This window comes from Bradyrhizobium sp. BRP22 (genome assembly GCF_020194175.1).
Classification (GTDB): Bacteria; Pseudomonadota; Alphaproteobacteria; order Rhizobiales; family Xanthobacteraceae; genus Bradyrhizobium.
In genome coordinates this window covers 1-243 of record NZ_JADYVX010000178.1, presented here as the reverse complement: position 1 = coordinate 243, position 243 = coordinate 1, and the positions used below count along the sequence as shown (strand labels likewise).

Below are 243 nucleotides of genomic sequence, written 5' to 3'. Positions count from 1 at the left end.
CGTCATGAGCCTGTCGGAGCGGCGGGGCTGTTCGATCGTCAGCGCGGACCGGAAGACGATCCGCTACCGCTCCCGCCGCCCGCCGGACGCAGTTCTGCGTGGCCGATTGCGCGACCTCGCCAACGAGCGGCGGCGTTTCGGATACCGCCGGCTGTTCGTTTTGCTGCGGCGGGAGGGCGAACCATCGGGGATCAACCGGATCTACCGGCTTTATCGCGAGGAAGGGCTCACCGTCCGCAAGCG

Annotated in this window: 1 protein-coding gene; it reads left to right on the top strand. The window is 68.3% G+C overall.

The features are described 5' to 3' along the window. Nucleotides 1-243, top strand: a 243-nt coding sequence (locus I6F35_RS39865) for an IS3 family transposase (RefSeq protein WP_225122995.1), incomplete at both ends; no start/stop codon positions are given.